This window comes from Pseudomonas sp. GW823-FHT06B06, assembly GCF_058795195.1.
Genome location: NZ_JBXAHO010000011.1, coordinates 85082 through 104699, shown reverse-complemented (window position 1 = coordinate 104699; position 19618 = coordinate 85082). Strand labels below are relative to the sequence as shown.

The following is a 19618-nucleotide window of genomic DNA, read 5'->3' as shown; positions in this document are numbered from 1 at the left end:
GCTTTTAGCTTTTAGCGGCTGGCGAGCAGTGCCTGACCGCGTGCTACGGCGGCCTTGACCTGTGCTGGCGCTGTCCCGCCGATATGGTTACGGGCATTGACCGAACCTTCCAGGGTCAGCACGGCAAACACGTCCTGATCGATCTGGTCGCTGAACTTGCGCAGTTCTTCCAGGCTCATTTCCGCCAGGTCCTTGCCGTTTTCCACGCCGTATTTCACGGCATGGCCAACGATTTCATGGCAGTCGCGGAAAGGCAGGCCGCGGCGTACCAGGTAGTCGGCCAAGTCGGTGGCAGTGGAGAAGCCGCGCAGGGCTGCTTCGCGCATCATCGCGTGCTTTGGCTTGATCGCCGGGATCATGTCGGCAAAGGCACGCAACGAGTCGCGCAGTGTGTCAGCGGCGTCGAACAGCGGTTCCTTGTCTTCCTGGTTATCCTTGTTGTAGGCCAGGGGCTGGCCTTTCATCAAGGTCAGCAGGCCCATCAGCGCGCCGAATACACGACCGCTCTTGCCACGTACCAGCTCCGGCACGTCAGGGTTTTTCTTTTGCGGCATGATCGAGCTGCCGGTGCAGAAACGGTCCGGCAGATCGATGAACTGGAACTGCGCGCTGGTCCATAGCACCAGCTCTTCGGAGAAGCGCGACAAGTGCATCATCGCGATGCTGGCCGCTGAGCAGAACTCGATGGCGAAGTCGCGATCGGACACGTTGTCCAGCGAGTTGCCGCCCACGGCGTCGAAGCCCAGAAGTTGGGCGGTGTATTCGCGGTCGATCGGGTAGGTGGTGCCGGCCAGCGCGGCGCTGCCCAGTGGCATGCGGTTGGTGCGCTTGCGGCAGTCGACCAGGCGCTCGTAGTCGCGGCTGAGCATTTCGAACCAGGCCAGCATGTGGTGCCCGAAGGTCACCGGCTGAGCCGTCTGCAGGTGAGTGAAGCCAGGCATGATGCTACCCGCTTCGCGCTCGGCCTGCTCCAGCAGGCCTTTTTGCAGGCGGGTGATTTCGCCGAGGATCAGGTCGATTTCGTCACGTAGCCACAGTCGAATGTCGGTGGCGACCTGGTCGTTACGGCTGCGGCCGGTGTGCAGTTTTTTACCGGTCACGCCAATGCGGTCGGTCAGGCGTGCCTCAATGTTCATGTGCACGTCTTCGAGGTCGACGCGCCAATCGAACTGGCCGGCCTCGATTTCACCCTGGATGGTCTTCAGGCCATCGATGATGCTGTCGCGCTCGGCATCGGTCAGCACACCGACCTTGGCCAGCATGGTGGCATGGGCGATCGAGCCCATGATGTCGTGGCGATACAGGCGCTGGTCGAAGGTGACGGAGGCGGTGAAGCGGGCGACGAAGGCGTCGACGGGTTCACTGAAGCGGCCGCCCCAGGACTGATTGGTCTTGTCAGTGCTCATGAATTCGCTCGTATCGGCTGTAGAAAGATGGCGTTGAAAGCTGCCGCGGATAATAACAGGGTTGCCAATCCTGTCGCTGGCACTGGTCGACTGGTTTTCATTGCCCAGGGTGTCAGAGCATGTGTGCGAACAATTTGCACAACGATATTTTTCAATTGAGCAATAACGTTCCGGCAACCGTCTACAGTTGGACAGTAGGATGAGCGCACTTCTCGGTGCGCAAGAGGACTATAAGAAGAGGGGGTGTTCATATTGCGTATCAGCAAACCCTGTGGCGATGTGTCGCCAAAGCGGGCCTGGGCCGCTAATCGCCCGGCAGATAAAAATTTAGCTGCCCGACCAGCGGCACTTTTTGACGCTCGCGCTAGTCTTAGCGTGGATCGCGGTGACGGACGTCACTTCACCTGTCTACGCTATCCTTGTGCGAGACTCACGCAGGAATCCAGCGCAATATGAATGTCCTGATCGTTGATGACGACCCCCTTGCCCGCGAGCGCCTGAGCCGAATGGTTGGCGAGCTCGAGGGATACAGTGTCCTGGAGCCCAGCGCTACGAACGGCGATGAAGCGTTGGCACTGATCGACAGCCACAAGCCGGATATCGTGCTTCTTGATATCCGCATGCCAGGCCTCGATGGCCTGCAAGTGGCCGCGCGATTGTGCGAACGTGAAACCCCGCCCGCCGTGGTGTTTTGCACGGGGCCCGATGAATTTGCCGTGGAAGCCTTACAGGCCAGCGCCGTAGGCTATCTGGTGAAACCTGTGCGAACTGAACAATTACATGACTCGTTGAAAAAAGCCGAACGGCCCAATCGTGGCCAACTCGCCGCCCTGACTCGCCCTGCCGCCGAAAGTGGCAACGGCCCGCGCAGCCATATCAGTGCTCGTACCCGCAAGGGGATCGAACTGATCCCGCTGGACCAGGTGGTCTATTTTATTGCCGACCACAAGTACGTGACCTTGCGTCACGAAAGCGGTGAGGTGCTGTTGGATGAGCCGCTCAAAGCCCTTGAAGATGAGTTCGGTGACCGTTTCGTGCGTATTCACCGCAACGCACTGGTCGCTCGCGAGCGCATCGAACGGTTGCAACGAACACCGCTGGGGCATTTCCAGCTGTTTCTAAAGGGCCTGAACGGCGATGCATTGATCGTCAGCCGACGCCATGTGGCCGGCGTGAGGAAAATGATGCAACAGCTTTGATTCGCTGGTTGCTGGCGGACTTCACACCCGATTGCCGGATATCCGGGGCCAGGGAGGCCGAGTAGTTTCTGATACAAGTCAAAGTGGATTTGGCTGAGCTGTTATTATCCGCCGTATCTATTCAGTACGGATTGATCCATGTCCTCTCGCCAGATCCGCATCGCCACCCGCAAAAGCGCTCTTGCCCTGTGGCAGGCCGAATATGTCAAAGCCCGTCTGGAACAGGCCCATCCGGGTCTGCTCGTGACCTTGGTGCCCATGGTCAGTCGCGGCGACAAGCTGCTTGACTCACCCCTGTCGAAAATCGGCGGCAAGGGCCTGTTCGTCAAGGAACTGGAAACCGCGCTGTTGGAAAACGAAGCCGACATCGCCGTGCATTCCATGAAAGACGTGCCGATGGACTTCCCCGAAGGTCTCGGCCTGTTCTGTATTTGCGAGCGCGAAGACCCTCGCGATGCATTCGTGTCCAACACTTACGCCAGCCTCGATGCATTGCCTGCGGGCAGCATCGTTGGCACGTCGAGCCTGCGCCGCCAGGCCCAGTTGCTGAGCCGTCGTCCGGATTTGGAGATCCGCTTCCTGCGCGGCAACGTCAACACGCGCCTGGCCAAGCTCGACGCTGGCGAATACGACGCCATCATCCTTGCGTCCGCCGGCTTGATCCGGTTGGGCTTTGAAGATCGCATCACCTCGGCCATCAGTGTCGACGACAGCCTGCCGGCCGGTGGCCAGGGCGCAGTGGGCATCGAATGTCGCACCGCCGACAGCGAAATCCACGCACTGCTTGCACCGCTGCATCACCAGGACACCGCGACTCGCGTGAGCGCCGAACGTGCCCTCAATAAACACCTCAATGGCGGCTGCCAGGTGCCGATCGCCTGCTACGCCGTGCTTGAGGGTGAACAGGTCTGGTTGCGTGGCCTGGTGGGAGATCCGAGTGGCGGCCTGCTGCTCAGTGCCCAGGCCCGAGCGCCGCGTGGTGACGCCGAGGCGTTGGGGGTGCAAGTGGCCGAAGACCTTTTGAGCCAGGGCGCCGCCGAAATTCTGAAAGCGGTCTACGGCGAGGCAGGCCACGAGTGACGGGCTGGCGCCTGCTGCTGACGCGTCCGGCGGATGAGTCGGCGGCGTTGGCCAGTCTTTTGGCCGACCAGGGGATTTTCAGCAGTAGCTTGCCGCTTTTAGACATAGTGCCGATCCCTGTCTCTGACACAATCTGCGAAGTGATCCGCGAGCTCGATCGCTACAGTGCGGTGATTGTGGTCAGCAAGCCCGCTGCGCGAATCGGCGTCGAACTGCTCGAGCGATTTTGCTCTCAAGCACCGCGTGTGAAGTGGTTTAGCGTCGGCTGCGCGACGGCACGGATTCTTCAGGATCACGGCATGGACGTGAGCTTTCCGGAGGAGGGCGACGACAGCGAAGCCTTGCTCGAGCTTGCGAGTTTGCGCGAGGCTCTCGCCGGGCCTGATCCGCGTGTGCTGATTTTGCGCGGGGAGGGCGGGCGTGAACTGCTGGCTGAGCGTTTGCGCGAGGCAGGTGCTAGTGTCGAGTATCTGGAGTTGTACCGCCGCGAGCTGCCGCAATACCCCTCGGCAGCCTTGGAGCAGCGGATCGAAACGGAACGCCTGAATGCACTGGTGGTCAGCAGTGGACAAGGTTTTGAGCACCTGCATCAATTGGCTGGCGATGCCTGGCCGCAGTTGTCGCGGTTGCCGTTGTTTGTACCAAGCCCCAGGGTCGCCGAGCTGGCACGTGCCGCCGGAGCCCAAACAGTTGTGGATTGTCGTGGCGCCAGCGCCACGGCATTGCTGACGGCGTTGCGGGAGTATCCCGAACCCGTTCTCTAATGCAAAGGATGGATACGTGAGCGAAACAGCCTTGCCAAAAGATGACGTCCGGCCAGTGCTTGAAGCGCCGGTTGATGAAATGCAGCCGCCACCTGCTGCGGTGCAGCGCCGCGGCAATGGGCTGGCCATCGTCGCGCTGCTGCTGGGCGCCGCCGGTGTCGCGGTGGGTGGTTGGGGGGTCTGGCAGGTGCGTCACCTGCAAGCGATCAACCAACAGCAGTTGGGTCAGGTGCAGGCGTTGAGTGACGAGGCGCAGAGCCTGAAACTCAATGATCAACGCCTAAGCGCGCGTCTGGAGCAACTGCCCGGCGCCGATGTGCTGGAAGAGCGCAGTCGGCTGGTGATTCAGCTTCAGGGTGATCAGCAGCGACTCAATCAACGCCTGGAAACCGTCCTCGGCGCCAGCCGCAAGGATTGGCGACTGGCAGAGGCCGAGCACTTGCTGCGTCTGGCCAGCCTGCGCCTTTCGGCCCTGCAGGACATCAGCAGCGCCCAAGCCCTGGTGCAAGGCGCCGATGAAATTCTCCGTGAACAGAATGACCCTGGCTCCTTTGCCGCTCGCGAGCAAGTGGCCAAGACCCTGGTGGCCCTGCGCAGCACCGAACAGCCGGATCGCACCGGTTTGTTCCTGCGACTGGGGGCGTTGCGCGACCAGGTGATCAACCTGACCGAGCTCGCGCCCGAGTACAAGGATCGCGGCGAATCCTTGCTGGGACTGACCGCCGATGGCGACGGCGCCAGCCGCTGGGCGCAATGGTGGGATCAGATCTCGCGCTACATCCGTATCGATTTCAACGCCGACAAGAATGTTCGTCCTTTGCTGGCCGGGCAGAGCCTGAGTCAGGTTCGCCTCGCGCTGAGCCTGGCGCTGGAGCAGGCGCAATGGGCTGCACTCAACGGTCAGGCAGCGGTGTATTCGCAAGCACTGGCAGAGGCGCGGGATGTGCTCAAGGGCAACTTCAACCCGGACAATCCCCAGAGCAAAGTGATGCTCGAACAGGTAGCGGAACTGAGCAAGCAGCCGGTCTCCGTGGTCACCCCGGACCTGACTGGCACCCTGAGTGCGGTCCAGGGCTATTTGGAGCGGCGTAACGTCAACGCCGAGGACTCGATCAAGCCGCTGGCCAAACCTGCCGCGAATACCGCGCAGGAGGCCACCCCATGAAACGCCTCTATGTGATCGTGTTCCTGGCCATTGCGGCTGCGGCTGCGCTGGGCTTGGCCATCGCCGAGCATTCAGGCTACGTCCTGATCGCCTACAAGAGCTTTCGCTACGAATCGAGCCTGTGGGCAACCCTGGCCTTGATCGCCGTTCTCTGGCTGGTCTTCTGGGGCATCAAGGCGTTGATCGAACTGGTGACGACCTCCGGTGGCGTGGTCAACCCGTGGTCACGGCGCAATCGCAGTCGCCGGATCCAGGTGGCGATAGAGCATGGGCAGCTGGACCTGGCCGAAGGTCGCTGGGCCAGCGCGCAGCGTCATTTGCATCGGGCCGCAGAAGCCGAGCGCCAGCCGCTGCTTTACTACCTCGGGGCTGCGCGGGCCGCGAACGAACAAGGTCGATACGAAGAAAGTGACAAGCTGCTGGAGCGTGCTCTGGAGCGTCAGCCCCAGGCCGAGTTGGCGATTGCCTTGAATCACGCGCAGTTGCAGACCGATCGTGGTGATACCGAGGGCGCCCTGGTGACCCTGCAGGCCATGCACGAGCGTCATCCGCATAACGCACAGACGCTGCGTCAGTTGCAGCGCCTGCATCAGCAGCGAGGTGATTGGTCGGCAGTGATTCGCTTGCTGCCTGAGCTGCGCAAGGACAAAGTCCTGCCAGCGGCTGAACTGGCCGAACTGGAGCGTCGAGCCTGGGGTGAGAACCTGTCCCTGGCGGCGCATAAGGACGTGGAAGGGGCGCTCGGTTTACAGGCGCTCGATCGCGCGTGGCAACAGCTGACTTCGGCTCAGCGCCAAGAGCCGCAATTGGTGCTCGCCTATGCCGAGCAACTGCGGCAACTGGGGGCCCAGGTGCAGGCCGAAGAAGTCTTGCGCACGGCGCTGAAGCGTAACTATGACAGTCATCTGGCGCGCCTTTATGGATTGGTACGCGGCAGTGACCCGGCTCGCCAGTTGCAACTCGCCGAGGGCTGGCTCAAGGATCATCCGACAGATCCTGGCCTGTTGCTGACGCTGGGTCGCCTGTGTCTGCAAAGCAGCCTGTGGGGCAAGGCCCGGGATTATTTGGAAAGCAGTCTGCGGGTACAGCGCAACCCGGAAGCATGCGCCGAACTGGCCCGCCTGCTGGCACAGATGGGAGACACCGAACGCAGCAACCAGCTATTCCAGGAAGGCCTGGGCTTGCTCGATGAGCGCTTGCTGGCGGCACCGTTGCCGGTGTTGGCTCGCGTTTGACCACTGAGTGAAGGATCGCTCGAATGGGCGATCCGCTGCTCCAGAGTCTGTCGGAATTCTCCCTTCACAATCCCGCTTCAGCAAAGTCCTACAGACCATTGCATCTTATCCTCCGATGCCTGTCGGGATTTCCTAACGTATTTGCTGAAGTGTCTGCATCTGCCCGCCTTGTAAGGGTTGCGCAGTTTCCACTACCGTAGCTGTCGGACTCTTATTGTTACGGAAACGCCATGTCGTTGGCCTGCCCCCGCTCCCTGTTTTTCACTGTGTTCATCGCAGGCGCCCTGGCCTTGGGCGTTTCCTATTACCTGGAATATGCAGTCGGCCTCCAGCCATGTGGCTTGTGTCTGTTGCAGCGGGCTTGCCTGGCGCTGTTGACCGGTTTGAGCCTGATAGCTTCGGTGCACGGTCCCGGTCGCCTGGGGGCCTTTGTGTATTGGCTGCTCGGGCTGTTCTGCGGCCTGTTGGGCACATTCACGGCCTGGCGCCAGGTGTTGCTGCAAAGCGACCCAGTGCATCAACTTTCCGCCTGCTCGCCCGACCTTGCCGAGGTATTTACCAGCGCCCCGTGGTTACGGGTTGCGCAGCAGTTGTTCCAGAGTGCCGTCGACTGCCCGCGGATAGCCTGGACGTTGTTCGATTTGAGCATTCCGGAATGGAGCCTGCTGTTCTTCGTAGCGGTGATGATTCCGGGAATTTATCAGCTCATTGGCCTGGCCTTGAGCGCCAGCAGACGACCGCTCGGCGGCGAGTCGTCGCATCGGGTGCTTGCCAAAGATTAAACACTTGTATGAACTTTATCGTCTGAGTACCTTGAAGCCACCGTCGTGCGGGCATAATCTGGCCCGCACGTGTCATTGGATTTATGTTGCTCGATGACGCTCTGCCTGGTCGATCTTGATTCTCAAGTGTGTGACAGGTGTAGAGCAGCATGACCCACAAGGGAAGAGAGACCGCCATGCTCGAAAGTTGTCAGAATGCTCAGGAACGTTGGGGTGGAGTTCATCTGCTGATTGACCGCTGGTTGCAGGAGCGTAAAGAGCTGATCGATGCGTACGACAAGCTCGGAGCAAAACCTGAGGCACTGTCCGAGAACCGCAAGCCCTTGCAAGAGTTCTGCGGCGTCCTGGTCGATTACGTATCCGCCGGCCACTTCGAGATCTACGAACAATTGACGGGGGAGGCCAAGGCCTTCAACGACAAGCGTGGCCTGGAACTCGCCGAGACCATCTACCCACGCATCGACGTCATCACCGAGAAACTCCTCGCGTTCAACGACCTGTGCGATGCCGGGAAGTGTGTTGCTGATGAGTTCAAGACGCTGGGGGGCTTGCTGCATGAGCGCTTCGAACTGGAAGACTGCCTGATCGAAGTGCTGCATACCGCTCACAAGGAAGAAGATTCGGTTCAGGCCTGATCGTTCTCCCCGCAAAACATGAAAACGGTGCGCCATGGCGCACCGTTTTTCGTTTGTGCTTTCAGCTGGAGGCGTCGCGCAATTCGACTTCGAATACCAGGGGAGTGAAGGGGGCGATCAGGTCGCCGGCACCGTCGGCGCCATAGGCCTGCGATGATGGAATCACCAGGCGCCATTTGGCACCGACTGGCATGTTTTGCAGCGCGCTGCGCCAGCCGCTGATCACGCTATCGAGACTGAACCATTGCGGTTGATTGTTTTGGTCGAACACTGTGCCGTCAGGAAGTCTCCCGATGTAAAGCACCTGGACCTTTGCGTTTGGTCCGGCCTTGGTGCCGTTACCCGGTGCCAACTCGGTCAGCAGGATTCCATCCGCCAATTCGCGAACGCCAGGTTTGGCTTTTTCCTTGGCGAGAAAGTTTTGCTCGTTTTCCAGCGCCAACGTGTTTTGCGGCGCAGGCGTCTGCATGCTCACCCGCGCTTCGTGCTCGCTCAGAATCTGTTCGATCTGCTCGTCCTTCAACGCCAGTGGCTTGCCTTGATAGGCCTGCTGCAATCCGTCGACCAGTGCCTGAATCTGCAAGTCAGGAACCTCTTGGCGCAAGCGCTCGCCGAGACTTGCTCCCAGGCTGTAAGCGAGATCGTGAGCGTCTTTTTCCGGGTTTTTTTCGGCGGCTTGGGCTACGGAAAAAAACACGCAAAACGATAAAAACAGGTAGCGCGACATCGACACTCTCCAGCCTGGGATGCGGCCGATTATGCCAGTGCGAATGCATTCAAAGGTGAACTGCTTTTGCGCCAGCGCAGAACATTTTCAGTTCGTTGCAACGCAGCGCTTTGGATACTGTCAAGATGCCCTAGCGGCGGTAGCAGCAGAGGTCTAGTATGAGCCGCACTCACCCCAGCCAGGAGGTAAACCATGTCGGCCACCAAGAAGCCTGTAAGTACTCCGTTGCACCTGCTCCAACAACTCTCGGGCAGCCTGCTCGAGCATCTGGAAAACGCTTGTTCCGAAGCTTTGGCTGATGCTGAAAAATTGCTCGCCAAACTGGAAAAGCAGCGCGGAAAAGCGCAAGAGAAACTGCACAAATCCCGCACCAAATTGCAGGACGCAGCGGCGGCCGGAAAGGCCAAGGCGCAAGCCAAGGCCAAGGGCGCGGTGAAAGAGCTCGAGGACCTGCTTGATGCACTCAAGGATCGTCAATCGGAAACTCGCGGCTACATCCTGCAACTCAAGCGCGACGCCCAGGAAAGCCTGAAACTGGCCCAGGGTGTTGGTCGCGTTCAAGAGGCTGTCGGCAAGGCGTTGTCCCTGCGTTCGGCCAAGCCAGCTGCGGCTCCTGCGAAGAAAGCCGCTGCCAAACCGGTTGCCGCAAAAGCACCGGCCAAGCCTGCCGCCAAACCTGCCGCCAAGGCACCGGTGAAAGCCGCAGCCAAACCTGCTGCAACCTCTGCAGCGAAAAAACCTGTCGCGGCCAGTGCTGCAAAACCGGCTGCTAGAACCGCTGCTGCCAAACCTGCTGCCAAGCCAGCTGCTGCCAAGCCAGCTGCTGCCAAAACAGCGGCCGCGAAACCGGCTGCCAAAACCGCCGCTGCGAAACCTGCCGTAGCCAAAACCGCAGCCGCCAAACCAGCCGCTAGAACTGCCGCTGCGAAACCGGCTGCCAAACCTGCCGTGGCGAAAACCGCTGCCAAGCCTGCTGCAAAACCAGCGGCCAAACCGGCGGCGAAAGCAGCTGCGAAACCTGCCGCGAAACCTGCTGCAAAACCAGCGGCTAAAACCGCTGCGGCCAAACCAGCCACCGCCGCAAAACCTGCCGCGGCGAAACCGGCAGCAAAACCCGCCGCTGCCAAGCCAGCAGCAAAACCGGCAGCGAAACCAGCAGCGAAACCTGCCGTGAAAAAACCGGCCGCTGTTGCCAAGCCGGCTCCGGCCCCTGCTGCCAAGCCAGCGACGCCAGCGCCAGCGCCATCCGCTTCGGCTGCTCCTACGCCGACAGCAACAACCTCGACAGCCTCCACCGCGCCAACGCCAGTGGCACCGTCGAACTCCAGCACCAACCCAACCAGCGCTTCTTAAGTGCCGGTTACCGCGACGCGCAGCTGATGCAGCGCGTCGCGGTGCAGGTGGGCGGCATCTGCCGTCACACCTTCCAGCCAGATCGCCAGGTCGGTCGCGACACCGTGCGGCCAATCCCGAGACGATCGCTCCAGGCGCAACAGCAGATTTCTCTCGGCCTCCAATTCTAGTGCCTTGACCTGTTCGCGCAGCAAGTGCAGCTCGGCATCCTGTTCGGCGGCAACCTTCCATTGCACGCGCAGCGCCCGCAACGGTTGCACGACATCGACGTCCCAGGCTTGTGCCACACCGCGAAGTTTCTCCAGGCGCTGTTCATCGCAGGCGATACCCCGCTGTCCCAGCCATGCCGCGCACAGCAGCAGACACACACTGACGCCGGCCGCCTGCATTTGCAGGCATGCCTGTTCAACGCCCGGACGCGCATAAAGGGTAAGGGAAAAGCTCCACAGGTCAGAGGACATAGTGCTACTCGCGCCAGTTGCGAGCGAAGCTGGTAGACTCCGCCGCCATTATGATTCGACTTCAGAACCTGACTTTACAGCGTGGCCCGCAACGTCTGCTAGATGACGCCGAGCTGACCCTGCACGCCGGCCAGAAAGCCGGCCTCATCGGTGCCAACGGCGCCGGCAAATCGAGCCTGTTCGCCTTGCTTCGGGGTGAGCTGCACCCGGACTCGGGCGATTGCTTCCTGCCGGCCGACTGGCGTATCGCCCACATGCGCCAGGAGGTCGACACGCTCGAACGCCTGGCGGTCGACTACGTGCTCGATGGCGACTTGCGCCTGCGCCAGGTGCAACGTGACCTGGCGGCAGCCGAAGCGGCCCATGACGGTGCCGCACAGGCCCGCTACCACTCCGAGCTGGACAGCGCCGACGGGTACACCGCCGACGCAAGGGCGCGCAAGCTGCTGGCCGGCCTGGGCTTCACCAACGAGCAGATGGATCGCCAGGTCGGCGATTTCTCCGGTGGCTGGCGGATGCGCCTGAACCTGGCGCAGGCCTTGATGTGTCCTTCGGACCTGCTGTTGCTCGACGAACCGACTAACCACCTGGACCTCGACGCCATCATCTGGCTCGAGGAGTGGCTCAAAAGCTATCCTGGCACCTTGATGCTGATTTCCCACGACCGGGACTTCCTCGATGCCGTGGTCGATCACGTGGCTCACGTCGATCAACGCAAGATCACCCTCTATCGCGGCGGCTACAGCGCCTTCGAGCGTGCCCGAGCCGAACGCCTGGCCCAGCAACAACAGGCCTATGAGAAGCAGCAGGCGCAACGGGCGCACATGGAAAGCTACATCGCCCGCTTCAAGGCCCAGGCGACCAAGGCCCGCCAGGCCCAGAGCCGGATCAAGGCCCTGGAGCGCATGGAAGAGCTGACGGCGGCGCACGTCGACTCGCCGTTCGACTTCGTCTTCCGCGAGTCGCAGAAGATTTCCAGCCCGCTGATCGACCTGTCTGATGCCCGCCTGGGTTACGGCGAGAAAACCGTGCTGGAGAAGGTCAAGCTGCAACTGACTCCCGGTGCGCGCATCGGTTTGCTTGGCCCGAACGGCGCCGGTAAATCGACCTTGATCAAAAACCTTGCCGGTGAGCTCTCGCCTCTGGCGGGCCGCTTGACCCGTGGCGAAAATACCGTCGTTGGTTACTTCGCGCAGCACCAGCTTGACTCCCTGGATGCCAAGGCCAGCCCGTTGCTGCACTTGCAACGCCTGGCGCCAACCGAGCGCGAACAGACCCTGCGTGACTTTCTCGGGGGCTTTGACTTCCGCGGCGCGCGGATCGACGAGCCAGTCCTGAATTTCTCCGGTGGCGAAAAGGCGCGCCTGGCGCTGGCGCTGATTGCCTGGGACCGGCCGAACCTGTTGCTGCTCGACGAACCGACCAACCACCTGGACCTGGAAATGCGCCTGGCGCTGACCATGGCCTTGCAGGAATTCAGTGGTGCGGTACTGGTGGTCTCCCACGATCGCCATTTGCTCAAAAGCACTACCGACAATTTCTATCTGGTGGCAGACGGCAAGGTCGAAGAGTTCGACGGTGACCTGGAAGACTACACCCGCTGGCTGGTGGAGTATCGCCAGCGCAATGCGCCGGTCAGCAACACCCCGGTTAACCCGGACAAGACCGACAAGAAAGCCCAGCGTCAGGCTGCCGCTGCATTGCGCCAGCAACTGGCGCCGCACAAGCGTGAGGCTGACAAGCTCGAAGCCGAGCTGGGCAAGCTGCACGAGAAACTCGCGAAGATCGATGCCAGCCTTGGCGACAGCGATATCTACGAGCCGATGCGCAAAAACGAGTTGCGTGACTTGCTGGCCGAGCAAGCCAAGCTGAAGGTGCGCGAAGGGGAGCTGGAAGAAGCCTGGATGGAAGCCCTGGAACTGCTGGAAAGCATGCAGGCGGAGCTGGAGGCGCTGTCCTGATGGAGGCGTTCAAGCTGCCGCTGCCAGCGATGTGGATCGAGCCGATCTGGCTCGCTGTGCAAATCCTGCTGATCCTGTTGGCTGGCTACATCGCCCAGCGTTTCGTTGCCAAGTGCCTGACCCGTCTCGGTGAGCGCTATCCGTTTCCGCCGCAGTTGCTGATGCCGCTGCGCGGCGGCCTGCGTTGGCTGATCATGGGCAGTGCATTGATTTTTGTGCTGGAGCGCCTGGGGGTTTCGGCCACGGTGCTCTGGACCGCGCTGTCGGGATTCGTCGCGGTGGCGGCGGTGGCGTTTTTCGCCATGTGGAGCGTGCTCTCCAATCTGTTGTGCGCGATCCTGATCTTCACAGTCGGGCCGTTTCGCCTGGGCGATGTGGTCGAGTTGGTGGACACCACCGACAAGCCCGGCGTCAAAGGCCGGGTAGTGGCGATCAATCTGCTGTACACCACGTTGATCGAGGCTGAAGAGCTGGGTACTGGTAGCGCGATGGTGCAGGTGCCCAACAGTTTGTTCTTCCAGCGATCGGTGCGGCGTTGGCGCGGGACTGATGTGTTTCCTTCCAGCGGGTTTGAAAAGTAGGCCTTCTGTTGCCTGATACACCGCCTTCGCGAGCAGGCTCGCTCCCACACTCGACCAGGTTCAACCAGGAGAGACGCAAGCCAAGGTGGGAGCGAGCCTGCTCGCGAAAGGGACCTAAAGGCATACAACGCTGGTCGGCAGTCGCCACTTCCTTCAAAAAATCGGTAGTCATCCACCCAAAGCCGCATTAGCTTAGACATCTGTCACGAGTCCGAGTCGAGGTGTGCAATGGAGCTTCAAACATGGCTGGCGTTTTTTGCCGCCTGCTGGGTGATCAGTCTTTCTCCCGGTGCCGGCGCCATTGCGTCGATGTCCAGTGGCCTGCAGTACGGTTTCTGGCGCGGCTACTGGAACGCCTTGGGCTTGCAGTTGGGCCTTGCTGTGCAGATTGCCATTGTTGGCGCCGGTGTCGGCGCGATTCTCACGGCGTCGGCCACTGCTTTCCATGCGATTAAATGGTTCGGTGTGGCCTACCTGGTTTATCTCGCCATCAAACAATGGCGTGCGCTACCCAGCGATATGAGCGATGACGCGGCGATCCGGCAGATTGGCAAGCCAATGGCCCTGGTGTTCCGAGGCTTCCTGGTGAACATCAGCAACCCCAAGGCGTTGGTGTTCATGCTGGCGGTGTTGCCTCAGTTCATTGATCCGCACGCGCCACTGCTGATCCAGTACGTGATCATCGGTGTCACCATGGTCTGCGTGGACCTGATCGTCATGGCCGGTTACACCGGTTTGGCCTCGAAGGTGCTGCGTATGTTGCGCACGCCGAAACAGCAACGGCGCATGAACCGTACCTTTGCCGGGCTGTTCATTGGCGCGGCGGCGTTCATGGCCACCCTGCGTAAAGCCACGGTTTAAGCATCAAGCACAAAAAAGGCGACCTCTTCAGGTCGCCTTTTGCGTTTATGCGCTGTCGTGCAATCGACGACAAAGCTTGAGTGAAACTGATTGGGAGTGAACAATATGTTACTTCGTATTTCCAATTGAGATTCGTTCATGATTGCCCCGTCCCGATTCCTGGCCTGGCTGTTAGCGCCGGTGTTTGCCCTGTGCAGCTTTAATCTGCTGGCCGACACCGTGGAAGGCGCTCCGCAAGCGCTGCACTTGCTCGATTACCTCGGCGCGGACTATCCGCAAGCAGTGCAGGCAGGCAAGGTCGTCAACGAATCCGAATACCGCGAACAGCTGGAGTTTGTCCAGGTGTTGCAAGGCTTGATCGCCGGCATGCCGGCCAAACCGGAAAAAGCCGGGCTGGAGCAGGGCGTCAGCGCGCTGCGCGAGGCGATCTCCGCGCGTCGGGACGGTGCGGACGTTGCCCGCCAGGCTCGGCAACTCGGCGCAAAATTGGCCGTGGCCTATGAAGTCAGCCAGGCGCCGATCATTACCCCGGACCCGACTCGCGGCGCGCCACTGTACGCCCAGCATTGTTCGGTGTGCCACGGCGAAACCGGCGCTGGCGATGGTCCGGCGGGTGTGGGGCTAACCCCAGCGCCGGCCAATTTGCGAGATAACACGCGCCTGGACCACCTGAGCCTCTACGCGATCTACAACACACTGGGCCTGGGGGTCGAAGGCACCGATATGCCGGCTTTCGGCGATCAGCTCGATGATCGTCAGCGTTGGGACCTGGCAACCTATATCGCCAGCTTCAGCGCCGATCCGCAGGCCGCCAGTAGCGACAAGACCTACAACATTGCCGATCTGGCCCGTCAGACGCCGGCCGAAGTGCAGGCCGCCGACGGTCCGCAGGGCGCAGCGACTTTCCGCGCGCAACGGGCTCAGCCGCCGCAAGCCAAGCGTGGCCCGGCGCAGTTGCTCGACTACACCGCTACTACCCTGGACAAGAGCGTCGCGGCCTACCGCGCAGGCGATCACGATCAAGCCTACGACCTGTCGGTAGCGGCGTACCTGGAAGGCTTCGAGCTGGTCGAAAGCTCCCTGGACAACGTCGATGCCAACGTGCGCAAAGACACTGAAAAGTCGCTGATGGCTTACCGTCAATCATTACAGGATGGCCTGCCGGTGGAGCAGGTGGAACAGCGCCTGGAGGCGGCCAAGGCCAAGTTGAAAGCGTCTGCCGGATTGTTGGGCAGCGATGGTTTGAGCTGGTCGCTGAGCTTCATTTCCGGCCTGCTGATTCTGTTGCGCGAAGGCCTGGAAGCCATCCTGGTGCTGGCGGCGATTCTCGCCTTCCTGCGTAATACCGGCCAACAGTCGGCGGTACGAAGTGTCAATGTCGGTTGGGGCCTGGCCCTGTTGGCCGGTCTGGGTACCTGGGCGCTGGCGGCGTATGTGATTGATGTCAGCGGCTCGCAGCGTGAGTTGCTGGAGGGTGCAACGGCCCTGTTCGCCAGCGTCATGGTGTTGTGGCTCGGTGTGTGGATGCATGACCGTCGTCATGCCGCGGCCTGGCAGGATTACATCAAGAGCAGCCTGGTGGGCGGTGGTGGACGTTTCGGTTTTGCGATCCTGGCGTTTTTCTCGGTGTATCGCGAACTGTTCGAAGTGATCCTGTTCTATGAAACCCTGTGGTTGCAGGCTGGCCCTGCGGGCCATGACGCAGTACTGGCCGGTGGTGCGACGGCGCTGGTGTTGTTGGTAGGCCTGGCCTGGGTGATCCTGCGCGGCTCGGCGAAACTGCCGTTGGCGCTGTTCTTCAGCATCAACGCCGGCCTGCTCTGTGCCTTGTCGGTGGTGTTCGCCGGGCATGGCGTTAAGGCGTTGCAGGAAGCCGGTATCTTCGGCACGCGGCCGGTGCCGTTCTTTGAGTTCGATTGGTTGGGGATTCATGCGGATGCGTATTCGCTGAGTGCGCAGGCGGTGGCGATCGTTGCGATCGTTGTGTTGTATGGTCGTAGTCGTGTGGCTGAAAAGCGGCGGGTTACGGCTTAACAGCATTCGCTTCGCTCATATTCGCGAGCAGGCTCGCTCCCACAGGATTTGTGTATAACCTGTGGGAGCGAGCCTGCTCGCGAAGCTTTTTAGAGAGGACAAGAACATGCGCGTATGGATCGATGCCGACGCCTGCCCCCGGGCGGCCAAGGACCTGGTGGTGAAGTTCGCCCTCAAGCGCCAGTTCGAAGTGGTGCTGGTGGCCGGCCAGCCACAGATCAAGCCCGGCCTTGCCCTGGTGAAGTTGATCGTGGTGCCAAGTGGCCCTGATGCGGCCGACGACTACCTCGTGGAGCACGCGGTACCTGGTGAGCTGGTGATCTGCAGCGATGTGCCGCTGGCCGACCGCTTGGTGAAAAAAGGCGTTGCTGCGCTGGACCCGAGGGGCAAGGAGTTCGATGCGCAGAACATGGGCGATCGCCTGGCCGTGCGCAACCTGTTCACCGATTTGCGCGAACAGGGGCAGATGAGTGGCGGGCCAGCGCCGTTTGGTGAGCGGGAAAAGCAGGCGTTTGCCAATGCGCTGGACCGGATCCTTACAAGGCTGACCCGCCAAGCTTGAACCTTGTAAAGAACCCTGTGGGAGCGGGCTTGCTCGCGAATGCAGTGTATTAGTCACCATCATTGTTGAATGACACACCGCTTTCGCGAGCAAGCCCGCTCCCACATTTAATCGATGTCAGGCGTCGTTTTCGTGGGTCAGTTCGAGCACCCGGTCGACCAGTTTGTTAATGCCCGAAGCCGCTTCGCTGATCGATTGCGCCAGCATGTAGGCCGGTGTCGTCACCAGTTTGCGCGCCTTGTCTTCGACGATATCGCTCACGGCACATTCCTTGTGGGTGGCGCCCATCTTGTTCAGGGCCGCTGCCGTTTCTGCGTCGTTGCCGATGGTGCATGTCACGCCGGGACCATAGATTTTCGCCGCCAGGGCAGGTGAGATGCAGATCAGGCCGACCGGTTTGCCGGCCTCGGCAAAGGCTTCGGTCAATGCCAGGACATCCGGTTGCACCGTGCAGCCAGTACCTTCGATGGCAAAGTTGGAGAGGTTCTTGGCCGAGCCGAAGCCGCCGGGAATGATCAGTGCATCGAACTCCTCGGCGTCGGCTTCGCGGATATCCTTGATCTCGCCGCGGGCTATACGGGCAGACTCCACCAGCACATTGCGCGACTCGGGCATTTCTTCGCCGGTCAGGTGGTTGATCACGTGCAGCTGCGCGATATTCGGGGCAAAACACTGCACCTGCGCGCCACGCTGGTCCAGGCGCAGCAGGGTCACCACACTTTCGTAAATCTCGGCGCCGTCGTATACGCCACAACCGGAAAGGATCACTGCAACTTTTTTGCTCATGGGCTTTTCTCCAGATTCATGGCGTTAAATGTCCACTAATTTGTCACTCGTTGCCATAGGGATAATTCGAGGCTACACATAGGATCTGTCCTCAAGATTCCGACCAGGGCGCGTCATGGACTTCATTCTGTATGCGGTGCCGTTTTTCTTTGTGCTGATCGCTGTCGAGCTGCTGGCCGACCGTTGGCGCGGGGTCAGCAACTATCGGCTGGCGGACGCGATCAACAGCATCAGCACCGGTGTGCTGTCGACCACCACCGGCCTGCTGACAAAAGGCGTAGGGCTGGTGACCTATGCGTTCGCCCTCAAGCACCTGGCACTGTTCGAGCTCTCGCCCGACAGCATCTGGGTCTGGGTGTTTGCCTTCGTCTTTTACGATTTCTGCTACTACTGGCTGCACCGCATGGGCCACGAGCGCAACATCCTCTGGGCCGCGCATTCGGTGCATCACCAGAGCGAGGACTACAACCTCTCCACCGCCTTGCGCCAGACGAGCACCGGATTCCTCCTGAGCTGGATCTTCTACCTCCCCATGGCCGTCGTCGGTGTGCCGTTGCTGGTGTTCGTCAGCGTCGCGGCGCTTAACCTGCTGTACCAGTTCTGGGTGCATACCCGGCACATTCCCAAGCTCGGCTGGTTCGAGTGGTTTTTCGTCACGCCATCCAATCATCGGGCCCACCATGCACAGAACGCTCTCTACATGGATCGCAACTACGGCGGTGTGTTCATTATTTGGGACCGTCTATTTGGCTCGTTCCAGGAAGAAGACGATAACGAGCCGGTGATTTTCGGCGTCACCACACCGCTGTCGAGCTGGAACCCGGTGTGGGCCAACGTGCAGTTCTACGCCCAGTTGTGGGCGGATGCGCGGCGTGCCGAAAGCACCTGGGACAAGCTGCGGATCTGGTTCATGCGCACCGGCTGGCGGCCGGCGGATGTGGCGGCCAAGTACCCGATGAACAAGCCGGACCTGAGCCAGTTCCGCAAATTCGAGGTGCCATTGGACGGGCGTCAGCAGCTCTACGTGCTGTTACAGTTCTGCGTCTACATCGCGTTTGGCAGCTATTTGATGAACCTCGCGCCCAATCTGTCGACGGCCGCGTTGGTGTTGGGCTGGGGAGCTGTGGCGCTGGGCCTGTTCGTGCTGGGCGTGGCCCTGGAGAATCGCCCGTGGGCGCTGAAGCTGGAGTTGCTGCGGCTGGCATCGAATGTGCCGCTGGTATGGCTGGCGCCGCTGGTGGGGCTGTGGCCGGCCAGCGCGGTGGGCTGGGTCGGCCTGCTCAGTTACAGTCTGATCAGCGGTATCGGGCTCTACTGCTGCAGAAACCGTTTTACTCGATTGGCGTCTTAGGGTTGCCGGCATTGTGCTGTTGGGCTTTCAGGGCTTGCTCGTCGGCATAGATCTGCCTGGCCAAGCGAGCATTCTTGAACCGGCGGCGCAGCCACAGGCCCAACCCGAGGACGAGCAGGGCACCGAGCACCCACAGTTCGTATTTCTTGATGCTGCCGAGCATCCCTTCCAGTACCGCGCCAAAGTGATAGGCCGCCGCCGCCAGTGCGGTGGCCCAGATCGCAGCGCCAATTCCGTTGAGCAGCAGATAACGGCCCGGCGGATAGCCAGACAGGCCGATTGCCACCGGCATCACGGTGCGCAGGCCGTAGACGAAGCGAAAGCTCAGGACCCAGATATCCGGATGCTTGCGAATGTGCTCGAGCGCCCGATCACCCATTAACTGCCAGCGCGGCTTGCGTGCCAGCAGCTTGCGCCCGTGCTTGCGTCCCAGGAAGTACCACAGCTGATCGCCGGCATAACTGCCGAAGAACGCCACGACCACCACCAGGTTGATGTCCATGTATCCACGGAACGCGAGGAAGCCCGCGAGCACCAGGATGGTTTCGCCTTCGAAGAATGTGCCTAGAAATAGGGCAAAGTAGCCGAAGTCATGCAGAAATTGTTGGAGCATTGTCTGGGTGCTGGCGAAATGAACGCGCAGCCTAACCCTTCGTACACATTCAGGAAAGTGTC

The 19618-nt window shown here is 60.8% G+C and carries 19 protein-coding genes; 14 read left to right on the top strand and 5 right to left on the bottom strand.

What is annotated here, in order from left to right; genetic code table 11:
• Nucleotides 1-11: 11 nt before the first annotated feature.
• Nucleotides 12-1406: an argininosuccinate lyase gene (argH, locus tag AC1Q8Q_RS12625; RefSeq protein WP_033039373.1), complete on the bottom strand. Its 1395-nt coding sequence runs from the start codon at nt 1404-1406 to the stop codon at nt 12-14.
• A 452-nt stretch (nt 1407-1858) separates the two neighbouring features.
• On the opposite strand from argH, the gene AC1Q8Q_RS12620 reads away from it, so the two are divergent.
• The 7 genes from AC1Q8Q_RS12620 (at nt 1859) to rsd (ending at nt 8266) form a co-directional block, all read left to right on the top strand.
• Nucleotides 1859-2605 (top strand): LytR/AlgR family response regulator transcription factor, encoded by a 747-nt coding sequence (locus tag AC1Q8Q_RS12620; RefSeq protein ID WP_020799331.1) that lies wholly within the window; start codon nt 1859-1861, stop codon nt 2603-2605.
• 138 nt (nt 2606-2743) lie between these two features.
• Entirely contained in the window at nt 2744-3685 is a 942-nt protein-coding gene (gene hemC / locus AC1Q8Q_RS12615; RefSeq protein WP_020799330.1) for a hydroxymethylbilane synthase, read from the top strand.
• A complete protein-coding gene (locus AC1Q8Q_RS12610) occupies nt 3682-4449 on the top strand; it encodes a uroporphyrinogen-III synthase (protein WP_033039378.1) in 768 nt (255 codons plus the stop codon). The genes hemC and AC1Q8Q_RS12610 overlap by 4 nt, the downstream gene beginning before the upstream one ends.
• Before the next feature lie 16 nt (nt 4450-4465).
• Nucleotides 4466-5614, top strand: coding sequence for a uroporphyrinogen-III C-methyltransferase (locus AC1Q8Q_RS12605; RefSeq protein WP_020799328.1), 1149 nt, complete (start codon nt 4466-4468; stop codon nt 5612-5614).
• Nucleotides 5611-6849: a heme biosynthesis protein HemY gene (locus tag AC1Q8Q_RS12600; RefSeq protein ID WP_492615082.1), complete on the top strand. Its 1239-nt coding sequence runs from the start codon at nt 5611-5613 to the stop codon at nt 6847-6849. Before AC1Q8Q_RS12605 ends, AC1Q8Q_RS12600 begins: the two co-directional genes overlap by 4 nt.
• A 230-nt stretch (nt 6850-7079) precedes the next feature.
• Nucleotides 7080-7631, top strand: a complete 552-nt coding sequence (locus AC1Q8Q_RS12595) for a disulfide bond formation protein B (RefSeq protein ID WP_020799326.1) — start codon at nt 7080-7082, stop codon at nt 7629-7631.
• A gap of 176 nt (nt 7632-7807) precedes the next feature.
• Nucleotides 7808-8266: a sigma D regulator gene (rsd, locus tag AC1Q8Q_RS12590; protein ID WP_083349898.1), complete on the top strand. Its 459-nt coding sequence runs from the start codon at nt 7808-7810 to the stop codon at nt 8264-8266.
• A gap of 61 nt (nt 8267-8327) precedes the next feature.
• Here rsd and AC1Q8Q_RS12585 read toward each other — a convergent pair whose 3' ends face one another.
• A complete protein-coding gene (locus tag AC1Q8Q_RS12585; RefSeq protein ID WP_168759111.1) occupies nt 8328-8993 on the bottom strand; it encodes an FKBP-type peptidyl-prolyl cis-trans isomerase in 666 nt (221 codons plus the stop codon).
• Between the two features lie 192 nt (nt 8994-9185).
• On the opposite strand from AC1Q8Q_RS12585, the gene AC1Q8Q_RS12580 reads away from it, so the two are divergent.
• On the top strand, nt 9186-10346 hold the full coding sequence (locus tag AC1Q8Q_RS12580) for an AlgP family protein (protein ID WP_492615081.1): 1161 nt from the start codon (nt 9186-9188) through the stop codon (nt 10344-10346).
• Here the strand turns inward: AC1Q8Q_RS12580 and AC1Q8Q_RS12575 are convergent.
• Nucleotides 10343-10807, bottom strand: a complete 465-nt coding sequence (locus AC1Q8Q_RS12575) for a TIGR02444 family protein (RefSeq protein ID WP_083349896.1) — start codon at nt 10805-10807, stop codon at nt 10343-10345. The two genes, AC1Q8Q_RS12580 and AC1Q8Q_RS12575, sit on opposite strands and share 4 nt — an antisense overlap.
• A 50-nt stretch (nt 10808-10857) precedes the next feature.
• Between AC1Q8Q_RS12575 and AC1Q8Q_RS12570 the strand changes: the two genes are divergently transcribed.
• The 5 genes from AC1Q8Q_RS12570 (at nt 10858) to AC1Q8Q_RS12550 (ending at nt 16806) form a co-directional block, all read left to right on the top strand.
• Nucleotides 10858-12768 (top strand): ATP-binding cassette domain-containing protein, encoded by a 1911-nt coding sequence (locus AC1Q8Q_RS12570; RefSeq protein ID WP_492615080.1) that lies wholly within the window; start codon nt 10858-10860, stop codon nt 12766-12768.
• A complete protein-coding gene (locus AC1Q8Q_RS12565) occupies nt 12768-13349 on the top strand; it encodes a mechanosensitive ion channel family protein (RefSeq protein ID WP_020797242.1) in 582 nt (193 codons plus the stop codon). The genes AC1Q8Q_RS12570 and AC1Q8Q_RS12565 overlap by 1 nt, the downstream gene beginning before the upstream one ends.
• A gap of 228 nt (nt 13350-13577) precedes the next feature.
• Nucleotides 13578-14210: a homoserine/homoserine lactone efflux protein gene (gene rhtB, locus AC1Q8Q_RS12560; protein ID WP_151143718.1), complete on the top strand. Its 633-nt coding sequence runs from the start codon at nt 13578-13580 to the stop codon at nt 14208-14210.
• Nucleotides 14211-14348: 138 nt separating this feature from the next.
• Entirely contained in the window at nt 14349-16244 is a 1896-nt protein-coding gene (locus AC1Q8Q_RS12555; protein WP_168759108.1) for an FTR1 family protein, read from the top strand.
• Nucleotides 16245-16350: 106 nt separating this feature from the next.
• A complete protein-coding gene (locus AC1Q8Q_RS12550) occupies nt 16351-16806 on the top strand; it encodes a YaiI/YqxD family protein (protein ID WP_020797245.1) in 456 nt (151 codons plus the stop codon).
• 117 nt (nt 16807-16923) lie between these two features.
• On the opposite strand, the gene elbB is transcribed toward AC1Q8Q_RS12550, so the two are convergent.
• Nucleotides 16924-17592, bottom strand: a complete 669-nt coding sequence (elbB, locus tag AC1Q8Q_RS12545) for an isoprenoid biosynthesis glyoxalase ElbB (RefSeq protein ID WP_020797246.1) — start codon at nt 17590-17592, stop codon at nt 16924-16926.
• Nucleotides 17593-17707: 115 nt separating this feature from the next.
• On the opposite strand from elbB, the gene AC1Q8Q_RS12540 reads away from it, so the two are divergent.
• Entirely contained in the window at nt 17708-18943 is a 1236-nt protein-coding gene (locus AC1Q8Q_RS12540; RefSeq protein ID WP_033040564.1) for a sterol desaturase family protein, read from the top strand.
• Here the strand turns inward: AC1Q8Q_RS12540 and AC1Q8Q_RS12535 are convergent.
• Nucleotides 18924-19556: a DedA family protein gene (locus tag AC1Q8Q_RS12535; protein ID WP_020797248.1), complete on the bottom strand. Its 633-nt coding sequence runs from the start codon at nt 19554-19556 to the stop codon at nt 18924-18926. The two genes, AC1Q8Q_RS12540 and AC1Q8Q_RS12535, sit on opposite strands and share 20 nt — an antisense overlap.
• Nucleotides 19557-19618: the final 62 nt, after the last annotated feature.